Genomic DNA, 21,082 nt, shown 5'->3' with positions numbered 1-21,082 from the left:
CAAAAAAATGACTGTTATACTCATTTGGCCACGGACATCACCCGTCCGTTCTGCTTAGATCAATGGCATCTGCAAATGAACCCTGACCCGACAATATTATATCGTCCTCTGATTTCAGCAATACCAATGAATAGATCCCATATCCGGGCGAACGAAACGTACATTGATCATCTTTATAATCCTTAATACGGATGTCAGCTTCATCCGGTATCACACCTGACGGCAATGTGATCCTTATATCTTTTTCACCATCCCCGCAGACCATGGTCAGCACCGCTGCAATATGGCCGGCCTCATCCTCCACCACATACTGGTTACCCAGCTGCCTTTTAAATACGCCTGTAAGCGTCTTTTTATAAGGCGATTCTGATTCTGCAACTACCTTTATTTCTTCTAATTCCAATGGTCCCCCACTGTTTTCAGGTTTGGTTGTGGGCGTAACCACAAGCGGCACCGGAGTCTTTTCACCTGCATTCATTGTCCCGCTTATCACGGCAGTATCGCCGTTAACAGTGCCTCCTGTCACACTCACTCTATACGTAATATCCGCGGATGTTACTCGCTGTGAATCCGCAAAATTACAGAGCTGGATTGTTAAGGATTCCGCCATAGGATCAATAAAATATATAGCCAGGCCTTCGTCTTCATTTAACAGGTCACTGGCAAAGTAAAATGTCTGTGCCTCTACAACACCGCTTTGACTCTCCTCTTTCATATAACGTGCAGCCGCTATTCCTGCCAGAAACAGAAGGAGCATAAAAGCAATGGCCAATATCAGAACCGTTCTTTTCCCATTTCTGCCCATTTTCCTCATCTCAGACGCCTCCTATTGCTGCTCAACCGGAATGGTCTGTTCCGAGCTGACCGTCAGTGTCACCAAATCAATCTCATCCGCATATTCAGTGCCCGTCTGTTCCTCCGGCCATGTAACAGCCAGCGTATACGTATGAATAACAGAAACAGAATGGGGCAGATAACCGCCCTTTACAACCGCCATTCCGTTATTTAAAGTTAATTTTCCATTTTCTCCGGTCTCCGCAAATGTTCCGCCATGATCGGGGCTGCTGATCTCAGGGGTGAGCGCAAATTCCAAAGGAAGATTGCCGGTGGTCTCCACCCCGATGGAATAGTCCTGCCCAACTTCACTTATCACTCCATCTTCCATGTTCGTAACTGAAAATATGTAATCCTTCGTTTTACCAGGGCGCAGCCCGTTTACATGAATATCAATGGCAGTGCTGCTGTTGCCCCAGGCTGCCACAGAAGCGGCGGCCGTTCCATCCGCCTGTGCCGTAAACCGCGCATAGGACAGAGACCAGGCAGATATGCCTGCTGCGGCAAGCAGCAAACCATATCCCACAATTCTGGATTTTGTCAAATGTTTTCTCATTCTGATAGATCCCCTCCTGGCCCCTTAACCATCCTGACCACATCCGCCCCCCAAATAAGCCATATGGCAAGCATCATGATCAACATCATTCCTGCTGGATTTTTCAAAAATAGTACAGCCTTCCCAACCATAGGAATCACAACAGCCACCCTTCCTATGATATGATTTTCAGAAAGCAGTTCCTTGTCCGGAACATTATTGGCATCCCCTTTTGTCACAAATCCTTCCTGTGCCTTTTCCAAAATCCGATGAGTGACTGACAAGCCTCCGCTGTCAAACACAACAATGTCTCCCACCCTGTATTCCTTCTCACGATGAACAATGACCAGATCACCGATTGACATTGACGGCTCCATACTGCCGGAAAGAATGACTGCCCGGGACCACCCAAACAGCTCAGGCCGTATAAAGAAGCAAAGGTTCAGCAGTACTGCTATAACCAATGAGGCCAAAACCGCTGTGCGTAAACATTTTCCCATGCATCCCATTCAGACATCTCCTTTCCCGCCCTCAGATTAAGGTGCTTCCTGCTGGGCTGATATTTTAAGCCTGACCCTATAAGACTCACCTGCTTCGCCCGCCGCCGTGTCGATCCCATCATTTCCGCTCTCATACGGCCACTTCCACTCCAGAACATAGGAATGGCTCTCACCTGCACCCAGGCGCAGGGTATCACTTTTTACAGCGCTGCCTTTCTGCGTATCCCACCAGCCGGTAAGGGGCTTTTTGTCCCCTTCGGTTACGATCCGGAAACGCATGGGAATATGAATACTTCCTTCCTGAATTGACAGGTTACATGTAACATTAAAATCATTTTTATTTTCCAGTTTAAAAGGATAGCTGCCCTCCACCCCGGGCAAAAGAGTCTGATCATCTCCGGCCGGACCGGAAAACAATTGGATTTCCTGGCCCTGTGTCCAGCTCACATAAAAATTCGGGATCGGTCCTTCATCTTCATGATCACCGGTGTTTCCGCTGTTTCCGCCATCTCCGTTGGTGTCCCCGCTGTTTCCGCCGCCGCTGCCCCCGTTGGTATCTCCGTTACTTCCGCTGCTTCCTCCGTTGGTATTTCCGTTATTTCCACCACCGCTGTCTCCGCTGGTATTTCCGTTATTTCCACCACTGCTGTCTCCGCTCGCCGCTCCGTTACTTCCGCCGCCGCCATTCATTTCCCCATTGTTTCCTTCGCCGTGTTCTTCCCTTTTTTCCGGCTTTTCCCCGTTTCCATCTGCATCATATATGCTTCCTGATATGCTTTCATCCGAATCCCCTTGTGCATTTGTACCTGATCCAATGGGAGACACCTGATTATCCCCGGATATAACAACGCCGCCTGCTCCCGGCTGCCCGCGCTGTCCGTCCGGGGTCAGGATTTCTGTGCCACTATTATTTCTCTCTATGACCGTTCCGCCCGGCAGTATGATGTTCCCGTTTTCCATTATCCTGGTCCCATCGGGCAGTGATTGATCCTGATCCGGATAAACCACTTCATTTTCAGGGGTCAGAAGAGCAATGCCCAAAGGACCTTCGCTTGCCGGCGCAATCACAGTTCCGTCTGCGCTGACCACCGCACCTCCGGGTGTTACAAGGGTCCCCTCCCTTCTATGCGCTTCTCCTGTGGGGGTCACTATACGGCCGTCCTCTGTCAGGTAGGTCAGTTTCTCCGGATCAATATACAATGTGCTGTTCTCTTCATCCAGCTCAATCACCACTTCCAGCATCCTGACATCCACGGCAACTTCTATGGTGTACTTCCCGCTTTCCTTCAGGCTTACATTGACTCCCGAATCCGCCTGAGCCGCAAAAAGGTCAATGCTCCGCTCTCCCAAGACATTGCCTGCCGGGTCTAAAATCCGGACCTGATGTTCTCCGCCTTCCACATGGAAAAATGAAAAACCTCCAGCCGCATCCGTAACCGTTTCCCTGGGCTCACTGTGGAGCTGGACCCGCCCCCGTGCATAGGGCCGGCCATTGGTATAATTGATCTTTCCGGTCAAATGGAATATCTGCTGTATTGCAGACTCTCCTTCGGTTCCGTCAGGCGTGAGGAGTATCGTATCAATCCTCTGACCGGATGATCCCGGAAATGCAGACCTGCCAAGAATATATCCAGCCGCACAGGATGACAAAAGCATAAGCAGAAATAACAGCAGTACGGGGATCCATTTATGATCCCCTGCCTTCTTTTCAGGAACAAAACTGTTCGGATGTTTTTTGATCATAATCCCTCTCCTCTGCCGGCAGACACGGCTGATATTCGGTCTAAGAGAAAAAACGCGGCGGCTTGCCACGTTCTTTCTCTTAGGCTGAATGCGCTAAGACACCCTGCCTCCGGCACAGGGAGGCGGGGGTGGTTAAGCTGTTGTGGATGTCGGTTCCACCTGGGTTCCGGTAGCTTTAATATCCAGTGTCCAGGACTTACCGGCATAGTCATTATCGTTACGTGCCGCGGTATCATCGGAGCCATAATCCCATTCCCAGTTAACGGTAATGGTCTTTTTCATGGCGTCAGCTCCATCTGCATAATTAATTGTTCCGGTTATGTTGCCCCCCAGATTATATGTTGTATCACCTACATTGAATATCAGATCATCCGGCAGGTCCACATCTGATGCCGCAGTAATCGTCACACTATAATCAATACCAACCTCACTGCCTGACCCGTCTAGCACAATATCAAATGATCCTTTTGTCCCTGGAGCAAGTACTGTATCTTTGATGGTGTCCCCCTCATAAGCGGTTCTTCCCATATCGATTCCGGTGAATTCGGTTCCGTTTCCAGCTGCCTCAAAATTCCAGGCCGCCACCGTTGCCGTTGCCGTCCCTTCTACCTCGGTTACAAACTTTGCCAATGTCCCTCCTGTCAGACAGGTTGTCATCAGAGTCAATACCAAGGCTAATGCACCAAGACGCGCTACATAAGATTTTTCTTTCATATGTATTGTCCTCTCTTTCATTTCAAACTGGGAACCATGTATGACCGCCCAGACACGGCTCCCATGTGTCTGAGGCACTGCACCCAGGTATTACTCCTGGCTTATATAACAGCTTTTATCACACTGTGCCTGTGATATTCAGCCGGTGCATTCGTTTTTCACTTACAATCCAGGCTCTTTTTCTTCCTGTCCCATCTTCTCCCTGGCCCTGTAGCTGTACAATTCCGCCTCCAGATCAGCCCTATGCTTAGCCTCTTTCCTGTCAAGCTCCCTTCTTCTCCAGATGTCCCACAGGATAAACAGGCAAAGAGGGCATATCATAAACAAGATCATTCCTGTTGTGGACTGCATAAACATGATCCCATTGCCCAGTCCTGTAATCTTTCCTCCCCGCCAGATTCCCTGCACCTGGTCCGCTCTCACAGCTTTCCGGTCTGCCGTGTTGTTCCCATCGCCCTGTGTAATGTACCGCACCTGACCGTCTTCCCCCTCCCGGACCGCCACGATCCTATGGGTGATGGCCTGGCCGGAGTCCAGATAACAGATCACGTCCCCTGTTTGAAGCAGGTCCGGATCTGTTTTATGTAATAATATCATATCCCCTGTCAGAATCTCCGGCTCCATGGAACCGGATAGGACAATGGCCGGTTTTACTCCAAATACCCCCGGCATCTCGCCCGGCTTTGTGTAGGTACTGATGATCAATGTCAGGTTTATAACGATCACAGGAATAAAGATCATACACAATATCCCGCCTATCACAGACCCAATTGAACATTTCTTTTGTTTGCTCATTTCTATTCCTCCTTTGGGGAGATGTTTTGCTGCATCTTCTGCCGGATTCGGAATACCTCCCGGCAAAACTCTATATAATCCATGTCAGTCTCTTGTGTATCCCGTCTTTCCCATTCCGGATCAGCCCCATTTGTAAATACATTGACAACAAACTGGTTTTTATCATGCTTCATTTTCCTCTGTACCTCCCGAACGCTCAGCTCATCCGCCCCACGGTCCCGAATCCTTGGATTTACATACTCAGATTAGACAAACAGGCAAAATAAAAAGCCGATGCTGCATGCGTCAGCCGGCTTACTAAATCCTGCAGCTGGCTGACATCCCTGTTAAAAGGGGAAATCCCTGTAGCTTTGCGTCACTAGCTTTCGCTAGTTTTGCTGATCGATCATTTATATTATGGGGTATTTCTAAAGGAAACATCTCATATGAGAGATTACATAATATACATTATGTAATAGAATTCCGACTGAAAGCAGAGCAACACTTTCGTGGGGAACATTCGCCATATCCAAATTCAACTCTGCTCATGTGTTTTGGAAAAAATAGTGAAAAGTAAGAGGCCGGAATCCGGAAAAGTATTGAAAAAAACAGGTTTTAGATGCATAATAAAAACAGGATTAGGAAAACACATTTATTGGCCATTACATAATGTATATTATGTTCTGGTCTTTTTATATTAGAAGGCACATCCTTGATAAAACACGGGCATGTTCTTCTTCACTGGTAAATGTATAGATCCTGGTATACTCAATATTGGAATGTCCTAATATATCGGCCAGATGCACGATATCCTTCTGCATCCGGTAATATGTGACTGCAAACAGGTGGCGCAGATTGTGGGGAAAGACTTTTTCAGGGCTGACTCTTGCGGTTTTGCACAATGCTTTCATTTCCGCCCATACATTGCACCGGTTGACCGGAGTCCCATTTTTAGTAATAAAAACAGGCCCTGAATGGATCCCATTCTGGCGGCAGTATTGGATCAGGCTTTTTTTCAGCTTCTTTGGCAAAAAGACCGCCCGCTCCTTGCCTTTGTTGTAAATGGTAACATTTCCCCTTTCCAATGCCTCCCTTGTGATAAACCGGTGTTCACTGACCCGGATGCCGGTACTGCAGATTGCCTGGATCATCAGGAACAAACGGCTGCTGGATTTCGCCTTTGCCGCCAGAGCCAGCCTGTTGTACTCTTCTTTTGTCAGTTCCTTGTCCTTTTTGCGGAACGGGCTTCTCTGTATTTTAAACAGCTTTACCTGGCAGTCCTTTTTTTGAATAAAATCCAAAAAACGGTTCACTGACACCAGCATACTATTGGCGCTGGTGGTCTTGTATCCCTCTATGATCGCCTGTTTATAGCCGATCACCACCTCTTTTGAGATTTCCCCACCGTCAGGCAGCCATGAAAGAAACGCCCGCACATCTCTTCCGTATTTCTCAATGGTTGCACCGGAGCGCTCTTCCTCCAATAAATAATTTCTAAACCGGTATAGCTTATCCTCTAATTCACCATGGATTTTCATGGATTGCTTCCTCCTGTCATCAATCGGCATCAACTGGTATATATACATTAAAATGTATGTCTTTTACTATCCTAACACAGACAGATACCGCGGGGAAGGTAGGGGTATTTTACAATTTTTAACTTTTTCATGATACTTCTATGACAGTAATGGTGAGTGTGGAAAGGTGCGCAAAAAAGCTGAACACTCGGATGTTTACGAAGTGTTCAGCTAATATCATTTTTATTCAGATATGCATATGTATCTGTTGGGGCATTGTCAGGGTTATCCCATATGCCTGTGCGACAAAATTGGAAACAATCGCCATGTACATGGCTGCACCGGCCATATTGATGGTGTTGCCCAGGGGCACCAGAAAGCTGCTGACTTCCGGTGTCAATCCCAATTTCTCGGAAGCCCGCATATTAGACGGAAGCACTGCCATATTTGAAGTGGTACTAAAAACAATGAGCAGCGGTTCCTGCATCGCGTCCAGAAATTGTTTAGGTGTAATCTTGCAGATAAAAAACAGCATTGGGGCATAAACTACCAATATAAATACAATAATGCATCCATATACAGGATCATTTTTCCAAGGGGCGGAAGGCTATCCAATATAGATTGCTAAAGCGCTTTACCAATCAATGCTTACATTGCTAACCTTCTTCGTCTCTCTGCCCTGAAATGCTGTGTTTCATGCTTCACAGTTCTTACCGTTATGCTTTTCTTTGAGAAGCTGTTCTTTTTTCATCAAGCCCTGCTCATATTTCCGGATTTTGAGATTCAATGTGTCCAAAGACCTCTGCATGTCGGCCATGCGCTCCTCAAGGCGCCTGCGCTGCTCGATCAGGATCCCCTTTCTTGCGTCAATGGTTTCATCCCCCTGTTTAAACAGGGCCACGTATTCGATCAGGGCTTCAATCTCCACACCGGCCTTACGCATACATTTCATCAATTCGATCCATCCGCAGGACTCTTCATCATAGTCCCGGATTCCCCCGGAAGTCCGGGGTACTCTGGGAATCAGGCCGATCCGCTCATAATACCGCAATGTGTCAGCCGTTATATCATACTTTTTACAAACCTCTGCTATGGTCATGGCATACTCCTTACAGGCACATGGTCAGTATCTTTCTGATATCCTCACGGTTCAAAGGTTTATATCCCTGAAGGATCCCTCCGCCGCAGGCTTTTTCAGCCATAATATCAAAATTGCTGTCATCAATGCCGATCTCAGTCAATGTGGAGGCTAAGCCCAGCTTGCCAAACAGGAAGTCCGCTGTCATCTCAATACTCTTTTCGGCTACCTCCATTTCCGGAAGGGATGGGTCAATGCCAAACACATTCACACCGTATTGATAGAACCGGTGGGCCGTAGTCACATCCAGGACATATCTCATCCAGCGGGGTATTACAATCGCCAGTCCAAGTCCATGGGTGATGTCATAGATAGCAGACAGCTCATGTTCAATAGGATGGCAGGTCCACTCACAGTTCTGCAATGCTCCGGCAAATCCATTGATCGCCCATGAACTGGTCCACATCAGGTTTGCCCTGGCCTCATAATGATCCGGCTGTTCCATTGCAATGGGCGCATACTTCATCACTGTTTTGATCATACCTTCCATAAAGCAGTCCAGCATATACATGCTGCCGCCTTCCGGAACAAAATAGATTTCCAGCAAATGAGACAATATATCGGAGGAGCCGCAGGCTGTCTGATACTTGCTCACAGAATAGGTCTCCGTGGGGTCTAAGAAGGATACCTTTGGCTGCATGGGCGGGAACATGCGGCCGATCTTGTCTTTTGTTTCCGGATTGCTGATCACACCGCCGGAATCCATCTCAGAACCGGTTGCCGCCAAGGTGAGCACGGTTACAATAGGAAGGCATTGTTCCACCGGCACCTTATCCAGGAGAATGTCCCATCCATCCCCGTCATAATAAGCTGCAGCACCAATGTACTTGGTACAGTCAAGGACTGATCCCCCGCCCACTGCTAAAAGCACGTCTATCTTTTCTTTTTTACAGATATCCGCACCTACATTTACGGAGGATACCCTTGGATTGGGATCAATGCCGGAAAGCTCAAACACTTCCATTCCGGCTGCTTTTAACTGTGCCATCACACGGTCATAGAGACCGCTTTTCTTAATGGAACCGCCGCCGTAGCACAACAGGGCCTTCTTTCCAAAAGCAGATACTTCTTTGCCCAGATTATCCAACTGGTCCGGGCCAAAGTATACTCTTGTAGGGATGTCATAAACAAATGAATTCATATAGATCACCTTTCCTTTCCAAAAACATATTTTATGGTAATTTTTCATATTCCCGGTCAGTAACCGGTTCACACCATTCATTACCTGTATTGGTTCCCGGCACCTCCACTGCAATATGGCTGAACCAGGAGTCGGCTTTTGCACCATGCCAGTGTTTTACCTCTGCCGGAATTGTGATCACCGTCCCCGGCTCCAGGCTGACCGCATCCTTTCCCTCCTCCTGATACCAGCCGCTTCCCGCCGTGCACACCAGAATCTGGCCGCCGCCCTCATCTGCGTGGTGTATGTGCCAGTTATTCCGGCAGCCCGGCTCAAAGGTCACATTTGCCAGAAACACAGATGACTCTCCCGGTTTTGTCAGCGGGTTCAAATACGAGTTTCCTGTAAAATAGCGGGCAAACCCAGTATTAGGCGTTCCGATGCCAAACATGTTGACTTGTTCAAATTCCTCTTTTTCCTGAATTTCCATGGATCTACCTCCTTGTGATATGGTCATTATAAGTGTTGGAGTCAACTCCAAGTCAAGAGGTTTTTTAAATTTTTTCCTAAAATGAAATATTAACTTCTTGTTTCACCAACTAAATTCGTGATTGACGATTTCAGTCTTACACAGAATGTGATATGATTCTCTTGGTAAGTGGATTCCTCCAGTCAAGGAGGATTATTAATGCCTAAGAAAAAAGAATATGATCACAAACAATGATATAGACCAGGGCGTTTTTACTGCATTCAATCAACCATATAAAAACGTTAATGTTAAATAGGTCAGCTGGGAAACGCAGCAAAAGCAGCCATTCAATAGTTAATTCCCTTTACAGCCAGTCTCCCCTCGCTGACTCCGAATATAATGTTTGGGATCCCTTCTTTTGTCAGGGAAAAACCTGCCATACTGGGTGACATTCCTTCCTCGTCCGCACCTTCTATTGACTCCAGCATTTCCGGCGTAAAAATACGGTCCCGCCCCAATGCGGTCAGCTCCTGCGCGGTATCAATGGAAATGCCGCCGTCTTTGAATCCAATATAAAGGGGATAGGAGGCCAGGGACGCTAATGTGTCCAGGTCCTTTGATGCCACTGCGGCTTTTATCTCTTTTGCAAAATCTGATACATCGGACTTTGGAACAGTGAAATTGTCTTCGTAGGAGTGGATGTCTGAGCCTGACACATGTTCCTCCCCTGCCCCGGCCTGCGGCAGTTCCCCGGTATGGATCTCTGCCGATACCTCAGCCCCTGTCATCTGTCCACAGGCAGTCATTGTCATTCCTGCCATTGTAATATAAAGTCCGCACACCATATTCCTTTTCATGATTTTTATGATCTTCATAAATTTCATAACCTCCATGATCTTATTCTCACCTTTCCACCTCAAACTCCATTGCCCCATAAGCTCCGGGAGCGATCTCATACTTGTCAAACACAATGACCGGATTTCCCTTCTCATTGACATAAAATTTTGTGTTCTCATCAATACCGGAAAATCCCCCCTCATCCTGTGCCCGGAATTCGATCCCCTCCGTTTCCTGCCGTTCCCTCATGGCAGTTTGAATGCTCTCATCCGCTTTCCGGACATACTCGTCTCCCAGAAGCGTCTGAAGGGTGGCAAGCTTTCCGTTCTTCAGATCAATGGAGTAATATCTGGCCTCACTGTAAGCAGAAGTCCAGCTCTCAGTCCCCATGACTGCAAAGGAAAGGTAATCTTCGGTCTGGGATTTGATCTCATACCACACATTGATCTCAATGTTGTGGGCCGCCCACTCTTCCTCGGTTCCCCCTGTCTCCATAAATGCTTTCTTGTATTCCATTGCCCGCTGCTGCGCCTCCTCCCCATAGCGGATGCACAGTTCGTGTATCTCCTGATTCAGGGAATCGTCCAGCCCGTTGGTGTCGGCAGCGATCATTTCCACGCTGGGGATCTTCACCGATATCTTCCAGTCCCCCTCATCCTTTTCATAGGAGCGGAAGGTGAGAAGCCGCGCAACGCCTCCAACCACCGGAAGCCGGGCCGCCATATCTGCAAACGCGGTATTGGTGTTCAAAGCTGTGGTAAACACGATTGCCAGCCCGGCAGCCACTCCGGCGCATTTTCCCGCAAGTACCTTTCTTCTGCGGATCCTCACCACTTTTTCCCGTTCCCTCTTCCTGGCCCCGGACTCTTCCACCGCTGCCTGCACCCGTTTAGAAAGTTCCTTTGGAATCTCGGTCTTATCATATTTTTTCTTAGCATCTTCTAACCGGCTCATACCTCCACCTCCTGGATACTCTGCTTTAACTGTTTTAATCCACGGTATAGCTTTGTTTTTACCGTATTCAGATTGGATTTAGTGACATAGGCAATTTCCTTCAGGGACAGTTCCTCAAAATACCGCAGCTTAATAATGGTCTGCACATCCGTTTCCAGACAGTTTAGCTGGTCATAAAGATCATCCTCCGAATCATAGCCGGTTTCGTAATAAGGCACATCCTCATCCATACCATCCTCTGTCAGGGTTTCCCGCTTTCGCTGTTTGATAAGCCCTATGCTCTCATTGACAAGAATGCGGTAAAACCATGTTCTAACGGCATTTTCATCCCGCAGCGCCTGATAATGGTCCAGCGCTTTTAAGACCGCGCTCTGGACAATATCCAGGGCATCCTCCTTGTTGTGGACGTAACTGTAGGCCAGACGGTAAAACTTATCCTGGTTTTCCACAATATAGTCCACGATCCTGTCATATAAATCCTGTCTCATGGGTCATTTCCCTCTCCGTTTTGTAATTTGCTATCTGATCTATAGATTCTTATTTGAGCGAAAAAGTTTCAGGGCAGGATCATCTTTTCTGATTTCCCGCCCTGACTTCAGCCAATCTATATTTTTACATTTTGGTACTCTCATCCGCCAAATATAACGCCTGAATGATCTTCACCCCGTTCTCAATCCCCGTATAGCCGCTGTCAATACACAGATGATAATTGCGGGGATCTCCCCAAACCTGCTCCGTATAATTGAGGAGATAGGACTTTCTCTTTTTGTCCAGCTGCCTGATCAGCCGGTCCGCGTCCGGTTCCGGCACGCCGTATAATTCAACAATACGGCGTTTTCTGTACGCTTCTCTTGCGTAGATGAATACGTGAAGCGCCCCTGGAAGATCCCAGAGGATCTTATTGCCTCCCCGCCCCACGATAATACACGGCGACTCCTCTGCCAGCCTGCGGATGGTTTTGGACTGTTCCAGGAAAATCCGGTCGCTTAAGGTGGTATGCCCGGCTGTCACGGAACCATACATATAGGAAAAGCGGTCCTGCCCCCGCTTTTCGGCATTCTCAAAAAAGTCCCGGTGGATGCCGCTTTGACAGGCCGCCTCCATAAAAAGCTGTTTATCATACAGCGGAATGCCCAGGTTCCCGGAGAGCTGCTCCCCGATTTCCCCGCCTCCGCTTCCATATTGCCGGCTGATGGTTATGACCGTTTTTCTCATGTATTTTCTCCTCTGTATGGGTTGTTTCCACCCGGGGGATTTCCTCCCGGTGATGTTCCGTTCACCGCAGCCGCCATATTCTCCGATGCGGTCCGCTTCATGGGCCTGACAGAGAACAGGCAGACCAGAATAGTCAGTATGTCAGCGGCCGGCTGGGCCAGATAGATGCCCGTCACGCCCAATGCCCGGGGCAGAATCAGGATAAAGGGAACATAGAACAATCCCTGCCTTATCACGGACAGGAACAGTCCGTACCTGGATGCACCGATGGTCTGAAATGTGATGGTCATCATGTAGCAAAGTCCAAAAGCCGGATAGAGCGCCACCTGGGAAATCAGCAGCTTTGCGCCGTAACCAATGACCGCCGGATTTTGGTTGAACAGCATGATCAGCGGCCTAGCCAAAAGTATGTAGACCCCGGCCACCAACACCGTAAGGACCAGGGAAGCCCGCAGGGCAAACCGGACGCACTCATGGAACCGTTCCTCCTTATTGGCGCCAAAGGAAAATGATGCCACGGGCTGATATCCCTGCATAAACCCCATGATCACATAACAGCCGATCAGGATCAGCCGCTGGACCACGCCGTACGCCGCAATGATCAGATCCGCATCCGCCATGGGCTTGGCGGCTATATTGGTCAGTGATGTGGCGACTGCAAGGCAGATCTGAATCACAGCCGTAGGAATCCCGATCACAGTAACCGCTTCTATCAGCCTCCAATGGGGCCTGAAAAATTCCTTTTTGATCTTTATAACAGAGCGTCCGCTCATATAGAACCATCCCAGAATGAAAAATGTAACAAACTGGGAAACCGTGGTGGCAAGGGACGCGCCTCCCACGCCCATCCCAAAGCCCCATTCAAACATGAATATGGGGTCCAGAACAACATTGAGGGCCGCCCCGGTGATCACTGCAACGGATGAGATCTTGACCGAGGATTCCGCCCTGGCCGCACAGTTCATGCTCTGGGCCGGAAGATTGGCAATGGCTGCGATAAACATCCAGAACGCATAGTCCTTTGCCTGGGGCAGCACGGCCTCGGAGGCCCCAAAGGATCGCAGCAGAGGTTCCATGAAAATGATGCCCGCCACACACAGGAAAAATCCAATCCCCACAGAGATCCCCACCACGGATGTAACGGTGCGGTTGTCTCCATTCTTATCCCCCGCTCCCAGCTGGCGTCCTGCCAGCACCGCTGCTCCGGCTGCAAAGATATTCTCCACCGATACCATGATCAGCAGCAGCGGCAGGGTCACTCCCACGGCAGCCAGTGCGATATCCGATCCCAGCATACCAATGTAGGCTGTGTCCACAATGTTATAGACCGCCTTGGCCAGCAGCGCCAGGGTTGCAGGAACCGCCAGATTTGTGATCGCCCTTGAGGGTTTCAGCTCCCCCAATATGGATTCCTGGGGTTTGTTTTCCTGGGGTTTGTTTTCCTGGGGTTTGTTTTCCCGGGTCATTGCGCCACTTCCTTTCGCTCCACCACACCGTAAAGCAATACGTCCAATGCCCTGCGGCAGTCCTCCTCATGTGTCTTAAAATCAATGTCCTGTTCCCTCATATTCTGGTATCGCACATTCACATAATCCTGGAACTGGACAAAGAGGTCCACCACCTTTTCCCGGGAGATCCCCGGACGCAGCCTAAGAGGCGCCAGGATCCGCTCCAATATGGAGAGATTCAGGTTATCAAACTCAGCCTTTTGCTCCCGTACCGCTGCCTCCAGGTGGCGGGGCGGCATGATGACAGACTCACAAAATATCCGCTGGTACATGGGAAATGCCTGAAAGAAATCAAACCTGGCATTAAAATATGCCTGGAGCTGCCGGTGCACCGGCTCATTGTCGAGGATCAGCGCCTCCCGCAAAAATCCCGTCAGCGTTCGGAAACATTCCTCCACACAGGCCAGATACAGCTCATCCTTGGTCTGGAAATAGTGGAAAATAATTCCTTTTGAAAATCCTTCCCCCTCACAGATATGGTTCACCGAACTGCCCCCATATCCCTGTTCCGTAAATTCCTTCAATGCGCTGTCCATAATCCGGCGCTTTGTCTGCTGATTCTTTTCTTCCCGCTTCATGGAACCCATCCTTTCAATTATTGACCTATTGGTCAATTTCTTATAGGATAGCATATATTGACCTAGTGGTCAATATTATTGATTATGAAAAATGTATAAAGCCATTGAAGATGACAAAAGAAAATACGCCTGCGCGGCAAATTACCGCGCAAGCGCATAAACCATCTACTTATATGTGACATCTAACTTCTCACGCTGTACGGAACGGTAAAATCTCACATCCGGATAACCGAGGACCAATGTCATTGCTGCACGTTTCCCCCGGGGTACGCTCATTGCGTTTTTGATTTTGTGTGAAGCATTGGCGGCCATTGTAAAATATCCGCTGTACAGTACGCCAAGTCCATGTGCTTCCGCTACAAATTCCATGTTTTGCGCGGCAAGTATACCGTTTGTTTGATTCTTAGCCAGGATCACGATCACGGCGGGAGCGTTAAAAAAGAAAAAGTGGTCATCTATCTCATGATTCCTTGCCATGGGGTTTAACAGATCCGCCAAGGGCTTTATCTTTTTAAACAGGCTAACCGCCATTTTCTCAATACGGTCCTTTTCCTGATCCAACACGACATAGGACACATCCTGCATATTCTTTGCCGTGTGGGTAAGCCTGCCTGCCATACTGTCTCCGCTTTTTTATTATTTAATACCAAATTATGCGCAACGCACACTTTAACGCACATGCCGCAGCCGACACATTTACTTCCATCCTACAGCATCAGCCGCAAAGCAGGACGGACACCGCCTCTGCACCTGCCCTCATCCAGATTGCCTTTTAAAATATTGTTGCCCTGGATGCCTATATTGCCGTCAGTCCCCCAGATATAGGCCGCTTTTATGCCAACACGGCCAGGTGAGCGGAGCCACCACCACCAGCCCCGTCCATTTTCAAGATGGTGCGCGATCCGCCTGCTGTTATTCATATCTTTTCTTTCAAACCAGTATCTTTGATTTTTTCCGGGGTGATAAAGCTTTGAACTGCTGTCGCCAAAATAGTTGCACGCAGCCTCCTCAAGGCTTAACAAAAAGATTCTGTCCCATGTGTCTGCTCCGCCTTTTGTGCCATACCACTGGTTGTCCATATTTTGATTCAGCACGGAAATGATCCTTGACCGGTCCCTTTCGCTGAACTTATTATAAAATTCCCCGTTAAGATATGTTCGCAGGGAGCATTCCTCCCATGTTATATCTTTGTAGACATCATGGTAAGACCGCTCCTCTATCACATATTCAGTTATGATCAATGCAGTATTGTCCTGTACGTCAAGCACGCGCCATTCATAATCTCCAAAGGATATCTTATCTCCTGCCTGCATCCTTACCTCCCATATTTGTTACAATGTACTTTGTTCCATTCGCCATTTGATCACGCTTAAGGAGATTATACCATGATTTGTGTCGGATACCTATTGGATATAAGGCGTTTTCATAAGTAATATACTTGTTCATTCTTCCCGATCTACCTTGCATTGTTCGATATAAGCTTTGTAAACCTTCTGCAATGTTACTAGAAAATCATCTAAATCTCCCGCTATTTTGGGTGAATGATAAAGAGAATCCTCATAATAACCCGGATTTATATCAAATGGTATCTTTTCCCCTTCTGCAATTCTCCTAAGTTCATACAAAAGGAGTGCACGTGTATCATTCATCGCCCTGCAAAATATCATCTCGCAATCCACATAGATTGCTTTTTTATCATTTACCTTTACCATATGCGCTTTATCCTGCATGTACAGGTATAATTTTCGGATCATGTTCAATCCGTCAACTATTTTTCTAAATCCATTCTTTAAGGTCTGTGAGCTGAAATCTTCAACCGTAAAACTACATCGCCCTGTTCTATGATCACTTTTTCCCACATTAATAAAAGCAATTGTTTCAGTAATAGCCCGTTCAAAATCTTCCATACTGCATTCATATTCAAAATCCGTTGTAAAGGCTGGCCTGTTAAAGCAATGCAGCAGCTCCTCCAGTACCCGTTGATCCGTTACCGGTTCCGGCAGAGTATCAATATTTTCAGATATACATTTATATGCCTTCATAAACCGTTTATGGTCATCATCAAATAACCTTTCAATTTCCGAAATCAAATCCCTCATATCAACAATATCAGAAGACTGAAATCTACCATGTGAAATCCTTTTTATTTCCTCCTGGCTTTTCTTTTGAAATTTAACTTTTTTATCAATTGAAACGCACACAAATATTATCTGCTTACCGTATAATTCAGCGATCAATGTTCCATCTATTGCATTATCCGGATGATAGATCTTAGTATAAGCATCCACTACCTTATCAAAACCGCAAGCAGAAGTTACCTGAATCCCTATTCCGGCAGCGTCATCGCCCAAGTCTATCCCTGGATAATTCAACCGTACGCTATTTAAATCTTTACAACTATATCCATATACAATATTAATTATGTTACGAATAAATCCCTCCGATATCCTGTTTATATCTGTATAATTTTTGAAATTACAATATTGAATATAATTACATAAATGACACAAACGTTCTTCCAGATACGCAAATTGCTCCTGCCGCTTCATTTTTCACCATGCTTCCTCTTAAATTCACTTTCCTGCTTCCACGTAGATACATTTTCTGTCTTATTTTACCATACTGAGGAATATGCAACAAGAAAAGTTCACAATATAAATGATAGAAAAGATTGTATACATTAACCTATTACATCCCCTGTGAAAATCTGGTATATTAAATACTGCAATATGGCTGTAGCTTCTGTCGTGAAGGTCATTCACAGAAGCCGCAGTCTTTTTTGTGCTTTCATCTATCCATCATTTATGCATTCAACTAAAACGGAGGTCATTATGAATCAAAACGCAAACCAATATATGGCGGAGGAATCCATCGGAAAACTGATGCTCCGCTTCTCCATCCCCTGTATCATGTCGCTGCTGGTATCCGCCCTGTATAACATTGTGGATCAGATCTTCATCGGCCGCGGGGTGGGATTCCTTGGAAACGGCGCCACCAATGTGGTATTCCCCATCACCATTATCGCTCTTGCCATTTCCCTTCTGGTGGGTGACGGCTGCGCGGCTTACCTGAGCATCTGCCAGGGGCGCATGGACGCGGAAAATGCCCACAAGAGCGTGGGCAACGCCATCGGACTGATCACCGTGTCGGGAATCCTGCTGACACTGGTGTTCGCTCTGTTTCGTGACAGTATCCTCACAGGATTCGGGGCAACGGTAAACAATATAGAATATGCCAGGGAATATTTCTCCTGTCTGATCCTGGGTATTCCCTTTTTTATGTTTGCCAACTCCATGAATTCCATCATCCGTGCGGACGGCAGCCCGCAGTTTGCCATGGGTTCCACCCTGGTCGGCTGCATCATCAACGTGGTCCTCGACCCTGTGGCCATCTTTATCCTGGGATGGGGCATGAAGGGGGCGGCGCTGGCTACCATTGCCGGGCAGATCGTCTCCGCCCTGCTGGCGGTCTACTACCTTACCGGGACCAAATCCTTCCGGCTGAAACCTACAAGCTTTTTGCCAAGTGCAGGGATCCTGAAACATATCCTGCCTCTTGGGATCAGCAGCTTTCTCACCCAGATCTCCATTGTGGTCATCATGGCGGTGATGAACAATGTGCTGGTGCTTTACGGAGCACAGTCAAAATACGGCTCCGACATTCCCCTGACTGTGGTGGGAATTGTAATGAAGGTGTTTCAGATCGTCATCTCCATTGTGGTGGGGATCGCCGCCGGAGCACAGCCCATTGTGGGATATAACTACGGTGCAGGCCTATGGCACCGGGTAAAATGCATTTTCCGTACCATGATGATAGCCGAATTCTGTGTAGGGCTTGTCTCCGTGGTATGCTTTGAAGCATTTCCCATACAGATCATCAGCCTGTTCGGAAGCGAGGATGGTCTTTACAATGAGTTCGCCGTGCTGGCCTTCCGCATTTTTCTCAGCGGAATCGTGCTCTGCTGCCTCCAGAAGGCATGCAGCATTTTCCTCCAGTCCATCGGCAGACCGGCCCTATCCATGGTGCTGTCCCTGCTCCGGGATTTTATCCTGAGTGTGCCCCTCACCCTGCTTTTGCCAAAGCTGTTGGGAGTCACGGGAGCGCTTTACTCCGGGCCCATTGCGGATGTGGCGGCATTTGGCGCAGCGGTGCTGATCATGGGCGTTGTGCTTAAAAAGCTGACGCGGCTGGCTGATGAGAGCGAGGCAGAAAGACACAGAGGAACCAATACCGCTCAGGCAGTACTTTCGGACGTATAAAAAATATCCTAACTGCGGATCAACATAATACGTTTGTTCCGTCTGTTCCAGACAGAGGCCCATCTACCTCCGTCTCCCAAATCTCCTCCTGAACTCGTCCTCATCATTCGCCGGACCACGCCCAAAGCCTCCGCAAAAGGGTCCCTGGGGTCCTTCTCCATGAAACGGCCCTTCCTGTCTCTCACCCCGGGTTGCCCGTTCTCCCCTCGGGGATCCGTCCATTCCCATGCCATGGGCATGATGATGGGAACGTACGCGCTCCCTGGGATTTTGGGCAAGGATATAGTCATGCATTTCCTTCATTCTTTCAAATGTATACTCCTTTGCGTGCTCCGGATCCAGCTGCCCGATGATGGCCTGTTCCAGGCGCTCCAGGTACTGTTTAAACTGTTCCTTCTCTTCCTCGCTAAAGCAGTCAAAGAGCCGTTCCGTGTCGCGGTCATCCAACCCTCCGGCCTGGTCCACGGCCTTTTTTCCTTCTTCCGTCAGTACAATATTCATGCTCCGCCTGTCCTGTTCCGAGGGTACCCGTTTCACATACCCTTTGCTCTCCAGCTTCCGCAGCAGTTCGCTCATGGACTGGGTGCTGATCCCCAAAAGATAGGACAGCTCCCTGTGGCTGATCTCCGGTTTCAGTTTTAAAATCGCCAGTATCCTCCCCTGTCCCTTATACGGACTTCCCATAGGGCCATTTTCCCGTGCTGCTTCTGTCTGGTAACGGTGTAAAAGCATACCTATATGAAAGAAATGCTCTGACAGGTGCTTGTTTTCCTGTTCCATGCCGCTGTGAGCGGTGGTGTTCTGGTTCGCATTATCCTGATTTCCACCATTCTGTTCCGTATTATTCTGTTCCGTATTATTCTGATTCGCATTGTTCTGTTCCATATTATTTTCCTCCATATTGTTTTTCTCCATACTGCGTTCCTCCTCGCTTTTCGCTTTTTTGCCCCGCATCTATTTGTCCTGTATCTTCTCCCTGCCTGTTTTTTGTCTTCTCTCCAACCAGTCCCCCGATACTCACCACCGATTCCTGGCTAAGATAATGTTCCACCCTGCACGCATCATGTTCCGCCACTTTCTCCGGAACCCCGATGCTGCACAGAAACTGTTTGACAGTCTCATAGGAGTGGTTGATCTTTGCCGCAATATCATACCCGGCTTTTGTCAGGTCCACCTGGTGGTTCTCGTGGACTGTGATCAGATCATCCGCTGCCAGTTTGCCAAAGGCAATGGATACACTGGGCTTTTTGACCGACAGGACCTCTGCCACATCCGTGGCTCGCACATACCCGTTTTTCTCTTTCAGATGCAGAATCGCCTTTAAATAGTCTTCTTTTGAAGCAGTGATATTCATAGCTTACCTCTCCCGCCTGCCATATTAAGGCCTGCCATATTAAGGCCTGTCATACCAAGGGCCTGTCATATCAGGGACCGCTCATATCAGGGACCCCTCATACCAGGATCTGTTCCATACTGAGCGAAAATGCCGGGCACAGTCCCAATGCCTTAATATCCTCCGAAATGCTGTCCATGCACGTGTTCACCTCCACAGGCGAACAGACCGGATTCACTGTGACCTGAAGGGAAATGATCCTGCTTTCAGGTCCGTAGTCGTGCAGATCCACCTTTTTCAGGGTCACCATATCCTTTTTACAATCAAATATTGCCTGGATCTGTGCCATCTGCTGCCCTGAGACCCCTTCTCCAAGGAGCAGTACAAAGTGCTCTGCAAATGACTTCAGCCCATCCTTTAAGATCAGCCCGCTGATCACGATCCCCACGACCCCATCCACTGAAAATCCGGACAGGGAATACAGACAGGCCGATCCCACTGTGAGAAGTGTCATACGGATATCCGCCGCCTCGTTCTGCTCGCAGGCTTTCAGCGCAGATGAATCCAGCTGCTTATTCATATGGCTGGTGTAGAGCGACATGGCGTACTTTACAAGGATGGAAAGTGCCGACACCCCGTAGACCACGGCCGGAAATGAACGGTCCGGCGGATACAGGATCCACAGGATGGACTCCCGAAGCATGGCTGCTCCTGTAAGAATGATGGTGATGGCAATGATAAGCCCCAGGACATATTCACACCTGCCGTGCCCGTATGGATGAAGATAATCTTCCTTACGTCCCGACATGTGAAATCCCAGTATCACCAGCAGAGAATTCAGAGAATCCATCAGATTGTCAAAACTTTCCGCCAGGACCGCCACATTCCCGCACAGCGTTCCCGCCAGATACTTACATACAAACAGTACAACATTCCCGATGGTGGAAAAAAGACCGACTTTAGCGCCCAGGCTTTCCCTGGAAACCGTTTGTGGTATTGTCTGTTCCATATTGATCAACTCCTCTCAAACACGGATTGCTGAAGCTTTTTTCAT

Annotated in this window: 25 protein-coding genes and 1 riboswitch; of the genes, 1 reads left to right on the top strand and 24 read right to left on the bottom strand. The window is 48.2% G+C overall.

Annotated features, from left to right (window positions below; translation table 11 throughout):
• Nucleotides 1-37: 37 nt before the first annotated feature.
• The 21 genes from CLFS41_RS26135 to CLFS41_RS26040 all read right to left on the bottom strand — a co-directional run bounded on the left by CLFS41_RS26135 (nt 38) and on the right by CLFS41_RS26040 (nt 16,985).
• A complete protein-coding gene (locus tag CLFS41_RS26135; RefSeq protein ID WP_045093991.1) occupies nt 38-814 on the bottom strand; it encodes a hypothetical protein in 777 nt (258 codons plus the stop codon).
• 12 nt (nt 815-826) lie between these two features.
• On the bottom strand, nt 827-1,390 hold the full coding sequence (locus CLFS41_RS26130; protein ID WP_007859214.1) for a hypothetical protein: 564 nt from the start codon (nt 1,388-1,390) through the stop codon (nt 827-829).
• Nucleotides 1,387-1,878, bottom strand: a complete 492-nt coding sequence (locus tag CLFS41_RS26125) for a signal peptidase I (protein ID WP_007859217.1) — start codon at nt 1,876-1,878, stop codon at nt 1,387-1,389. Before CLFS41_RS26125 ends, CLFS41_RS26130 begins: the two co-directional genes overlap by 4 nt.
• A 27-nt stretch (nt 1,879-1,905) precedes the next feature.
• A complete protein-coding gene (locus tag CLFS41_RS26120; RefSeq protein ID WP_045093990.1) occupies nt 1,906-3,612 on the bottom strand; it encodes a carboxypeptidase-like regulatory domain-containing protein in 1,707 nt (568 codons plus the stop codon).
• Nucleotides 3,613-3,744: 132 nt separating this feature from the next.
• The gene (locus CLFS41_RS26115; RefSeq protein ID WP_045093989.1) at nt 3,745-4,326 is read right to left on the bottom strand and encodes a hypothetical protein; all 582 of its coding nucleotides are present in this window, start codon (nt 4,324-4,326) and stop codon (nt 3,745-3,747) included.
• Nucleotides 4,327-4,488: 162 nt separating this feature from the next.
• Nucleotides 4,489-5,121, bottom strand: a complete 633-nt coding sequence (locus CLFS41_RS26110) for a signal peptidase I (RefSeq protein WP_045093988.1) — start codon at nt 5,119-5,121, stop codon at nt 4,489-4,491.
• A gap of 2 nt (nt 5,122-5,123) precedes the next feature.
• Complete coding sequence (locus CLFS41_RS30510; protein WP_007859224.1) at nt 5,124-5,294, bottom strand: hypothetical protein; 171 nt, start codon at nt 5,292-5,294, stop codon at nt 5,124-5,126.
• 129 nt (nt 5,295-5,423) lie between these two features.
• Nucleotides 5,424-5,510: riboswitch (cyclic di-GMP riboswitch) on the bottom strand.
• Between the two features lie 282 nt (nt 5,511-5,792).
• Nucleotides 5,793-6,638 carry a tyrosine-type recombinase/integrase gene (locus CLFS41_RS26105; RefSeq protein WP_045093987.1) on the bottom strand — a complete coding sequence of 282 codons (846 nt, stop codon included), beginning with the start codon at nt 6,636-6,638 and terminating at the stop codon, nt 5,793-5,795.
• A gap of 226 nt (nt 6,639-6,864) precedes the next feature.
• The gene (locus tag CLFS41_RS26100; RefSeq protein ID WP_227162089.1) at nt 6,865-7,185 is read right to left on the bottom strand and encodes a cation:dicarboxylase symporter family transporter; all 321 of its coding nucleotides are present in this window, start codon (nt 7,183-7,185) and stop codon (nt 6,865-6,867) included.
• Between the two features lie 126 nt (nt 7,186-7,311).
• Nucleotides 7,312-7,716: a MerR family transcriptional regulator gene (locus CLFS41_RS26095; RefSeq protein ID WP_007859232.1), complete on the bottom strand. Its 405-nt coding sequence runs from the start codon at nt 7,714-7,716 to the stop codon at nt 7,312-7,314.
• A 10-nt stretch (nt 7,717-7,726) separates the two neighbouring features.
• A complete protein-coding gene (locus CLFS41_RS26090; RefSeq protein ID WP_045094034.1) occupies nt 7,727-8,896 on the bottom strand; it encodes an iron-containing alcohol dehydrogenase in 1,170 nt (389 codons plus the stop codon).
• Between the two features lie 31 nt (nt 8,897-8,927).
• A complete protein-coding gene (locus CLFS41_RS26085) occupies nt 8,928-9,365 on the bottom strand; it encodes a cupin domain-containing protein (RefSeq protein WP_007859236.1) in 438 nt (145 codons plus the stop codon).
• 326 nt (nt 9,366-9,691) lie between these two features.
• A complete protein-coding gene (locus CLFS41_RS26080; protein ID WP_152649085.1) occupies nt 9,692-10,219 on the bottom strand; it encodes a hypothetical protein in 528 nt (175 codons plus the stop codon).
• Between the two features lie 28 nt (nt 10,220-10,247).
• On the bottom strand, nt 10,248-11,135 hold the full coding sequence (locus CLFS41_RS26075) for a DUF3298 and DUF4163 domain-containing protein (RefSeq protein ID WP_045093986.1): 888 nt from the start codon (nt 11,133-11,135) through the stop codon (nt 10,248-10,250).
• Nucleotides 11,132-11,623, bottom strand: a complete 492-nt coding sequence (locus tag CLFS41_RS26070; protein ID WP_007859242.1) for a sigma-70 family RNA polymerase sigma factor — start codon at nt 11,621-11,623, stop codon at nt 11,132-11,134. The genes CLFS41_RS26075 and CLFS41_RS26070 overlap by 4 nt, the downstream gene beginning before the upstream one ends.
• 124 nt (nt 11,624-11,747) lie before the next feature.
• Nucleotides 11,748-12,350, bottom strand: coding sequence for a cytidylate kinase-like family protein (locus CLFS41_RS26065; RefSeq protein WP_045093985.1), 603 nt, complete (start codon nt 12,348-12,350; stop codon nt 11,748-11,750).
• The gene (locus CLFS41_RS26060; protein ID WP_045093984.1) at nt 12,347-13,816 is read right to left on the bottom strand and encodes an MATE family efflux transporter; all 1,470 of its coding nucleotides are present in this window, start codon (nt 13,814-13,816) and stop codon (nt 12,347-12,349) included. The genes CLFS41_RS26065 and CLFS41_RS26060 overlap by 4 nt, the downstream gene beginning before the upstream one ends.
• Nucleotides 13,813-14,436: a TetR/AcrR family transcriptional regulator gene (locus CLFS41_RS26055; RefSeq protein WP_045093983.1), complete on the bottom strand. Its 624-nt coding sequence runs from the start codon at nt 14,434-14,436 to the stop codon at nt 13,813-13,815. The genes CLFS41_RS26060 and CLFS41_RS26055 overlap by 4 nt, the downstream gene beginning before the upstream one ends.
• A 165-nt stretch (nt 14,437-14,601) precedes the next feature.
• Nucleotides 14,602-15,054 (bottom strand): nitroreductase family protein, encoded by a 453-nt coding sequence (locus CLFS41_RS29935; RefSeq protein ID WP_347469009.1) that lies wholly within the window; start codon nt 15,052-15,054, stop codon nt 14,602-14,604.
• Nucleotides 15,055-15,143: 89 nt separating this feature from the next.
• Nucleotides 15,144-15,749: a DUF6273 domain-containing protein gene (locus CLFS41_RS29930; RefSeq protein ID WP_007859259.1), complete on the bottom strand. Its 606-nt coding sequence runs from the start codon at nt 15,747-15,749 to the stop codon at nt 15,144-15,146.
• Between the two features lie 129 nt (nt 15,750-15,878).
• Entirely contained in the window at nt 15,879-16,985 is a 1,107-nt protein-coding gene (locus CLFS41_RS26040; protein ID WP_045093982.1) for an SMEK domain-containing protein, read from the bottom strand.
• A 282-nt stretch (nt 16,986-17,267) separates the two neighbouring features.
• Here CLFS41_RS26040 and CLFS41_RS26035 point away from each other — a divergent pair, with 282 nt between their 5' ends.
• Nucleotides 17,268-18,695, top strand: a complete 1,428-nt coding sequence (locus CLFS41_RS26035; RefSeq protein WP_007859263.1) for an MATE family efflux transporter — start codon at nt 17,268-17,270, stop codon at nt 18,693-18,695.
• A gap of 63 nt (nt 18,696-18,758) precedes the next feature.
• Here the strand turns inward: CLFS41_RS26035 and CLFS41_RS26030 are convergent, their stop codons facing one another.
• The 3 genes from CLFS41_RS26030 to CLFS41_RS26020 all read right to left on the bottom strand — a co-directional run bounded on the left by CLFS41_RS26030 (nt 18,759) and on the right by CLFS41_RS26020 (nt 21,037).
• Nucleotides 18,759-19,610, bottom strand: coding sequence for a MarR family transcriptional regulator (locus CLFS41_RS26030; protein WP_048930286.1), 852 nt, complete (start codon nt 19,608-19,610; stop codon nt 18,759-18,761).
• Nucleotides 19,582-20,049 carry a metal-dependent transcriptional regulator gene (locus tag CLFS41_RS26025; protein WP_007859267.1) on the bottom strand — a complete coding sequence of 156 codons (468 nt, stop codon included), beginning with the start codon at nt 20,047-20,049 and terminating at the stop codon, nt 19,582-19,584. Before CLFS41_RS26025 ends, CLFS41_RS26030 begins: the two co-directional genes overlap by 29 nt.
• A 97-nt stretch (nt 20,050-20,146) precedes the next feature.
• Nucleotides 20,147-21,037: a cation diffusion facilitator family transporter gene (locus tag CLFS41_RS26020; protein WP_045093981.1), complete on the bottom strand. Its 891-nt coding sequence runs from the start codon at nt 21,035-21,037 to the stop codon at nt 20,147-20,149.
• Nucleotides 21,038-21,082: the final 45 nt, after the last annotated feature.

The organism is Clostridium sp. FS41 (assembly GCF_000954015.1).
Classification (GTDB): Bacteria; Bacillota; Clostridia; order Lachnospirales; family Lachnospiraceae; genus Enterocloster; species Enterocloster citroniae.
This window is presented reverse-complemented; position numbering and strand designations above follow the sequence as displayed.